This window comes from Lacrimispora sp. (assembly GCF_047605665.1).
Lineage (GTDB): Bacteria > Bacillota > Clostridia > Lachnospirales > Lachnospiraceae > Lacrimispora.
This window is the reverse complement of the sequence record NZ_JASGFH010000032.1, coordinates 23,707-30,204: the sequence shown is the minus strand read 5'-3', so window position 1 is coordinate 30,204 and position 6,498 is coordinate 23,707. Positions and strand designations below refer to the sequence as shown.

Here is a 6,498-nt window from a genome sequence, read left to right as displayed (position 1 = left end):
CTCAGGGCCAGGGCGGCTATCAGGGAAACCGCGACGGAAGACCTCAGGGCCAGGGAGGCTATCAGGGAAACCGTGACGGAAGACCGCAGGGCCAGGGCGGCTATCAGGGAAACCGCGACGGAAGACCTCAAGGTCCGGGCGGCCGTACCTCCAGAGATGGAGCGGCAAAGCCAACCGGTACGCCGATCCAGACAAAGCCCAGCAGCAACAGGGCTACCAAGAATGCATATAAGAACGACAGATTTGATAAGAGAGATAAAGATGATGAGACAAAGGGAAGAACTGCAGCAAAGGGCGGAAAGGGCGTAAAAGCTACGATCCAGCCTCCGGTTCATTCAGAGCCTAAGGTGGAGGAAGTCAAGACCATCATCATTCCCGATGTTTTAACCATAAAGGAACTGGCTGAGAAGATGAAGCTTCAGCCCTCAGCTATCGTAAAGAAGCTGTTTTTACAGGGAAAAATCGTCACCCTCAACACAGAAATCGACTATGAGCAGGCAGAAGAAATTGCCATGGAATACGAAGTGCTCTGTGAAAAAGAAATTAAGGTGGACGTAATTGAAGAACTGTTAAAAGAGGATGAAGAGAGTGAGACAGACATGGTTACCAGACCGCCGGTAGTCTGCGTTATGGGTCACGTTGACCACGGTAAAACTTCTCTTCTGGACGCCATCCGCCAGACCAATGTAACCTCCAGAGAGGCAGGCGGAATCACCCAGCACATCGGTGCTTATACCGTTGAGATCAACGAGCAGAAGATCACATTCCTGGATACTCCCGGACATGAGGCCTTTACTGCCATGCGTATGAGAGGTGCTCAGTCCACCGATATCGCAATCCTTGTGGTAGCTGCTGATGACGGCGTTATGCCTCAGACCGTGGAAGCTATTAACCACGCCAGAGCAGCAGGCGTTGAGATCATCGTTGCCATCAACAAGGTGGATAAACCAAGCGCCAACATTGACCGCGTAAAGCAGGAAATGTCTGAGCACGAGCTGATTCCTGAGGATTGGGGCGGAAGCACTGTATTTGTACCGGTTTCTGCTCATACAAAGGAAGGTATCAAAGAACTTCTGGAAATGATCCTGATCACCGCAGAGGTGAAGGAATTAAAGGCTAACCCGGACCGCCGTGCAAGAGGTCTGATCATCGAGGCAGAGCTTGATAAGGGCAAGGGCCCGGTTGCGACTGTTCTGGTACAGAAGGGAACCCTTCAGGTAGGCGATACCGTTGCAGCAGGTTCCTGTTACGGAAAAGTCCGCGCCATGATGGATGACAAGGGCCGCAGAGTCAAAGAGGCAGGTCCATCCACACCGGTTGAGATTTTAGGATTAAATGACGTTCCCAACGCAGGAGAAGTCCTGGTTGAGACTGATACTGAGAAAGAAGCGAGAAGCTTTGCGGAGACATTTATTTCCGAGGGCAAGAATAAGCTTCTGGAAGATACAAAGGCAAAACTGTCTCTGGATGATTTATTCAGCCAGATCAAGGCAGGAAATGTAAAAGAACTTCCTCTGATTGTCAAGGCAGACGTACAGGGTTCTGTAGAAGCAGTAAAACAGAGTCTTGTAAGGCTTTCCAATGAAGAGGTTATGGTAAAGGTGATCCACGGAGGCGTAGGCGCTATCAACGAATCCGACGTTTCCCTGGCTTCTGCTTCCAATGCTATTATCATCGGCTTTAACGTAAGGCCTGATGTGACGGCTAAATCCATCGCAGACCGTGAAAAGGTGGATATGAGGCTTTACAAGGTGATTTACCAGGCAATCGAGGACGTGGAAGCAGCTATGAAGGGCATGCTTGATCCTATCTTTGAAGAAAAGATCATCGGCCACGCCATTGTGCGCCAGACCTTCAAGGCTTCCGGCATAGGTACTATTGCAGGTTCCTACATCATGGATGGAAAATTCCAGAGAGGCTGCAGCGTCCGCATCACCCGCGGCGGGGAAAAGATTTACGACGGTCCCCTTGTTTCCTTAAAGAGATTTAAGGATGATGTAAAAGAGGTTGCAACAGGCTATGAATGCGGTCTTGTGTTTGAGAAGTTTAACGATCTTCAGGAAGACGATATGATCGAAGCATATGCTATGGTGGAGGTTCCCCGCTAGGAACCTGCCGCCAGGGCAGTAACAAAGAAGAAGCGCCCTGCGGGCATACCATGATGTCCTGAAAAACGGACAATAAAGAAGAAAGGAACATCATGCGCAAAAACAGCATAAAAAATACAAGAATCAACATGGAAATCCAGAAAGAGTTAAGTGAAATCATCCGCCTGGAGATCAAAGATCCAAGAATCCCGCCAATGACCACCGTGGTTGCTGCTCAGGTAACTCCTGACCTCAAATTCTGCAAGGCATATATCAGCATTCTGGGAGATGAGGAAACGGGAAAATCAGCGATTGAGGGCTTGAAGAGTGCAGAAGGCTATATCCGCCGGGAACTGGCCAGAAGAGTCAATCTGCGCAACACGCCTGAAATCAAATTCATTCTGGACCAGTCCATCGAATATGGAGTGAACATGTCCAGGCTGATTGATGAGGTCACTAAAGATATCAAAGATTGAGGAGGTACCCTTATGAGTATCCTTGATACAATTCTGGAAGATGTAAAAACCGTGGTCATTATCGGCCACATCCGTCCGGATGGGGACTGTGTGGGTTCCTGTCTGGCCGCCTATAATTATCTGACTGAAAACCATCCGGAGGTGGAGGCTGTGGTTCATTTGGAAGAGCCTCCGGTGAAGTTTGATTATCTCGTGAACTTTGACCGCATCATCACCGATTTTTCTGAGGACAGGGAATACGATCTTTGCATCTGTCTGGACAGCGGTGATGTACAGCGGCTGGGAGAGGGTGCAAAATTCCTTAAAACAGCGGGCAAGAGCCTTTGCGTGGACCATCACATCACCAATTCCAGGTATGCGAAGGAAAATATTGTCCACGATAAGGCCAGCTCTACCTGTGAAGTGCTTTACAGCCTCCTTGATGAGAACAAGGTCAGCAAGGCGGTGGCAGAGTGCATTTTTACCGGTATCATCCACGATACAGGGGTATTTAAGTACGACACCACCTCTCCAAAGACCATGGAGGTTGCCGGAAAAATGATGGCAAAGGGAATTGATTTCCCTAAAATCATTGACGACAGCTTTTTCAGAAAGACATATGTCCAGAACCAGATTTTAGGAAGGGCATTGCTGGAGAGCATCACTTTCCATGACGGACGCTGCATTTTCAGCGCCATAAGCAAAAGGGATATGGAATTTTACGGCGTTGACAGTGCGGATATGGATGGAGTCATTGACCAGCTCAGGGTAACGGAAGGGGTGGAATGCGCCATATTCATGTATGAAACCTCCTGGAGGGAGTACAAGGTGAGCCTTCGCTCCACGACAGACCTTGATGTGAGCAAAATTGCCGTTTACTTTGGCGGCGGCGGCCATAAAAAGGCAGCCGGATGCACCATGACGGGAAGCGTTCACGATGTAGTTAACAATCTGTCAGATCAGATTGTAAAACAGCTCAAATAGGAGACAGGAATTATGGCGGATGGCATCGTCAATGTATATAAAGAAAAAGGATTTACCTCTCATGACGTTGTGGCGAAAATGAGAGGTATTTTAAAGCAGAAAAAAATAGGCCATACAGGAACTTTAGACCCCATGGCAGAAGGCGTCCTTCCCGTGTGTCTGGGTAATGCCACGAAGCTGTGTGACATGCTGACGGACAGGACGAAAACCTATGAGGCGGTTCTCCTTTTAGGCATGGAAACGGATACCCAGGACACCACAGGGGCGGTGCTGTCTCAAAGTGAGGTACACGTAAATGAGGATCAGGTAAGAGAGGCGGTCTTGAGCTTTTTAGGCCATTACGATCAGATTCCCCCCATGTACTCTGCCCTAAAGGTGGATGGGAAAAAGCTTTATGAGCTGGCCAGGGCAGGGAAAGAAGTGGAGCGAAAGGCCAGGCCTGTGGAGATTCTGGAAATCCGGGTGGACAAGATCGACCTTCCCAGAGTCACCATGACCGTGACCTGTTCCAAGGGAACGTATATCAGGACTCTTTGCTATGACATCGGCAGGAAACTGGGCTGCGGCGGGTGTATGCAGTCCCTGTTAAGGACCAGGGTTTCAGGCTTCTGCCTGGAGGACAGCCTGACCTTAAAGCAGATCGAGGAGCTTCGGGATGAAGGCACTTTGGGAAACCACATCCTTCCGATAGATGATGTTTTTTCCGGGCATCCTGCTGTCTTTATGAAGCCGGATTTTGACAAACTGGTTCACAACGGCAATCCATTTTACTTAAACCAGCTTCAGGATGAGGTGAGCCTGGAGGAAGAGCTGGTGCGTGTCTATGACAGCGGGCGGCAGTTTATAGGGGTTTACTGTCCTGACAGGGAGACAAAGCTTTTTAAACCTCAAAAGGTGTTTCTGGGAGGAAGAGAACGATGAAATATATAACCGGAACCAGAGATTTTCAGATCTATGAGCCTTCGGTGGTGACCATTGGGAAGTTTGACGGGCGCCATAGGGGCCACCAGAAGCTGTTAATGCGGATGGCAGAAGTGAAGGCGGAAATGGGCTATAAAACTGCGGTTTTTACCTTTGACATGTCTCCCAACACCCTGGTGTCAGGAGGCCCTCAGAAGGTCATCACCACCAACTTGGAGAGGAAGAACAATCTGGAGAAGGTGGGCATTGACTATCTGGTGGAGTATCCCTTTACAGGGGAAACAGCCCGGATGGCTCCGGAGGAGTTCGTCAGGTTCGTCCTGGTGGAGCAGATGAATGCCAGGGTCATTGTGGTAGGAACGGACTGTTCCTTTGGCTACCGGGGAGCAGGAAATGCGGACAGCCTTTTGCGCTGGAAGGACCGGTACGGCTATGAGCTGATCGTCATTCCCAAGGAAAAGGACGACGAGAGGGACATCAGCAGCACCTATATCCGGGAGCAGCTTGACAAGGGAAATATAGAAAAGGCCAACGAGCTTTTAGGACAGCCTTATGCCATACACGGGATTGTTGTCCACGGAAACCACATAGGGGGAAGCGTTCTTGGCTTTCCCACCGCCAACATCCTTCCAGCCCCGGAAAAACACCTCCCTGCCTTCGGCGTATACGTGTCCAAGGTATATGTGGACGGCACTTATTACGGCGGTGTCACCAATATCGGAAGAAAGCCTACGGTAGAAGGAAATTCTCCTGTCGGCGCTGAAACCTTTATCTATGGTTTAAATCAGGATATTTATGGAAAGACTATAGAAGTACAGCTTTTGCATTTCATCCGCCCGGAGCGGAAGTTTGAAGGGCTGGAGGAATTGAAGGCGCAGATCGGGAAGGACAAGGAATACGGGATGCAGTACTTAGAGACTCTGTCGGATTCTCAGATCAACGGCGCTTAGACTAAGATTTTCTAAGAAAAAGGAAAGTGCATATGACTGATAAGGCATGGAAGGTACTGGGGTTTGCCATTGCATGGGGTTTTGCCGCATGGATAGGCACAGCAGAGGTACACGCCGCCGGATCAGAGACTTCCCTTAAGACCGGTTCACCCGTAGCGGGAATTGAGGTCGCCATGGACCGGTATCAGAAATCCATGAAGGAGAAGTCGACTGAGGCCTCGGCCGGTCTTACGCAGGAAAAAGTGAAGTACGGGACATTTCGCTCCATGTTTCAAAACCTTGGAGTCGCCGTTGTGGAAGAGTCCTTAAACATCAGAAAAGAACCAAAGAGTGATGCAGAAATCGTAGGGAAATTAAAAAGTCATGCCGGCGGCGATGTGCTGTCGGAGGAAAACGGCTGGTATCAGATAAAATCAGGGCAGGTGACAGGGTATGTGTACGGAAAATATCTTGCCACAGGGAAAGAAGCCAAGGCCATCGCTTATTACGACATGAAACTGATGGTCCGGGTGGACACCCCGGCTCTCAGGGTCCGCAGCGGGCCGGATACCAATTCCCAGGTACTGGGAGGGATTTCCCAGGGAGAAACATACCCCTTCATCTCCCAGAAAAACGGCTGGGCGCAGATCGATTATAAAGGCAAAAAGGCCTATGTCTATGTGCCGGAAAATGCCACCGTTGCCTACACCATACCGGAAGCGGAAAAAAGCAGCGACCTTCGAAGCCGGGTGGTAAACTACGCCGTGGGCTTTGTAGGAAAGCCCTACCGCTGGGGAGGTACAGACCCCAATACAGGAGCAGACTGCTCCGGTTTTATCCAGTATGTGATGAAGAATGGGGCGGGAATCCGTCTCGACCGCACCTCCAGGCAGCAGGCCACGGAGGGTGCTTCTGTTCCGGCCTCAGTCATGGAGCCGGGAGACTTGCTGTTTTATGCCAGCGGCAGGGAAATCGACCATGTGGCTATGTATATCGGAAAAGGAAAGATCGTCCACGCGGCCAACAGGCGCAGCGGGATAAAAATATCCTCCTGGAACTACAGAAAGCCCGTCACCGTGCGAAGGGTCATTCCCTGACAGGAAAGAAAAGACACGAATAAAA

At 50.0% G+C, this 6,498-nt stretch carries 6 protein-coding genes; all 6 read left to right on the top strand.

Annotation, left to right across the window (positions count from 1 at the left end):
- On the top strand, positions 1-2,108 hold a 2,108-nt coding region (infB, locus tag QM657_RS19090; protein ID WP_415068294.1), incomplete at its 5' end, for a translation initiation factor IF-2.
- Positions 2,109-2,200: 92 nt separating this feature from the next.
- Positions 2,201-2,563 (top strand): 30S ribosome-binding factor RbfA, encoded by a 363-nt coding sequence (rbfA, locus tag QM657_RS19085; RefSeq protein WP_415068293.1) that lies wholly within the window; start codon positions 2,201-2,203, stop codon positions 2,561-2,563.
- A gap of 12 nt (positions 2,564-2,575) precedes the next feature.
- Positions 2,576-3,526, top strand: a complete 951-nt coding sequence (locus QM657_RS19080) for a DHH family phosphoesterase (RefSeq protein WP_415068292.1) — start codon at positions 2,576-2,578, stop codon at positions 3,524-3,526.
- A 12-nt stretch (positions 3,527-3,538) separates the two neighbouring features.
- Positions 3,539-4,447, top strand: a complete 909-nt coding sequence (gene truB, locus QM657_RS19075; protein WP_415068291.1) for a tRNA pseudouridine(55) synthase TruB — start codon at positions 3,539-3,541, stop codon at positions 4,445-4,447.
- The gene (locus QM657_RS19070) at positions 4,444-5,397 is read left to right on the top strand and encodes a bifunctional riboflavin kinase/FAD synthetase (RefSeq protein ID WP_415068290.1); all 954 of its coding nucleotides are present in this window, start codon (positions 4,444-4,446) and stop codon (positions 5,395-5,397) included. The genes truB and QM657_RS19070 overlap by 4 nt, the downstream gene beginning before the upstream one ends.
- Before the next feature lie 32 nt (positions 5,398-5,429).
- A complete protein-coding gene (locus tag QM657_RS19065; protein ID WP_415068289.1) occupies positions 5,430-6,473 on the top strand; it encodes an NlpC/P60 family protein in 1,044 nt (347 codons plus the stop codon).
- Positions 6,474-6,498: the final 25 nt, after the last annotated feature.

Coding starts and splice junctions, on each gene's coding strand:
- QM657_RS19070 (WP_415068290.1), top strand. CDS start 4,444: ATGAAATATATAACCGGAACCAGAGATTTTCAGATCTATGAGCCTTCG.
- QM657_RS19065 (WP_415068289.1), top strand. CDS start 5,430: ATGACTGATAAGGCATGGAAGGTACTGGGGTTTGCCATTGCATGGGGT.
- truB (WP_415068291.1), top strand. CDS start 3,539: ATGGCGGATGGCATCGTCAATGTATATAAAGAAAAAGGATTTACCTCT.
- QM657_RS19080 (WP_415068292.1), top strand. CDS start 2,576: ATGAGTATCCTTGATACAATTCTGGAAGATGTAAAAACCGTGGTCATT.
- rbfA (WP_415068293.1), top strand. CDS start 2,201: ATGCGCAAAAACAGCATAAAAAATACAAGAATCAACATGGAAATCCAG.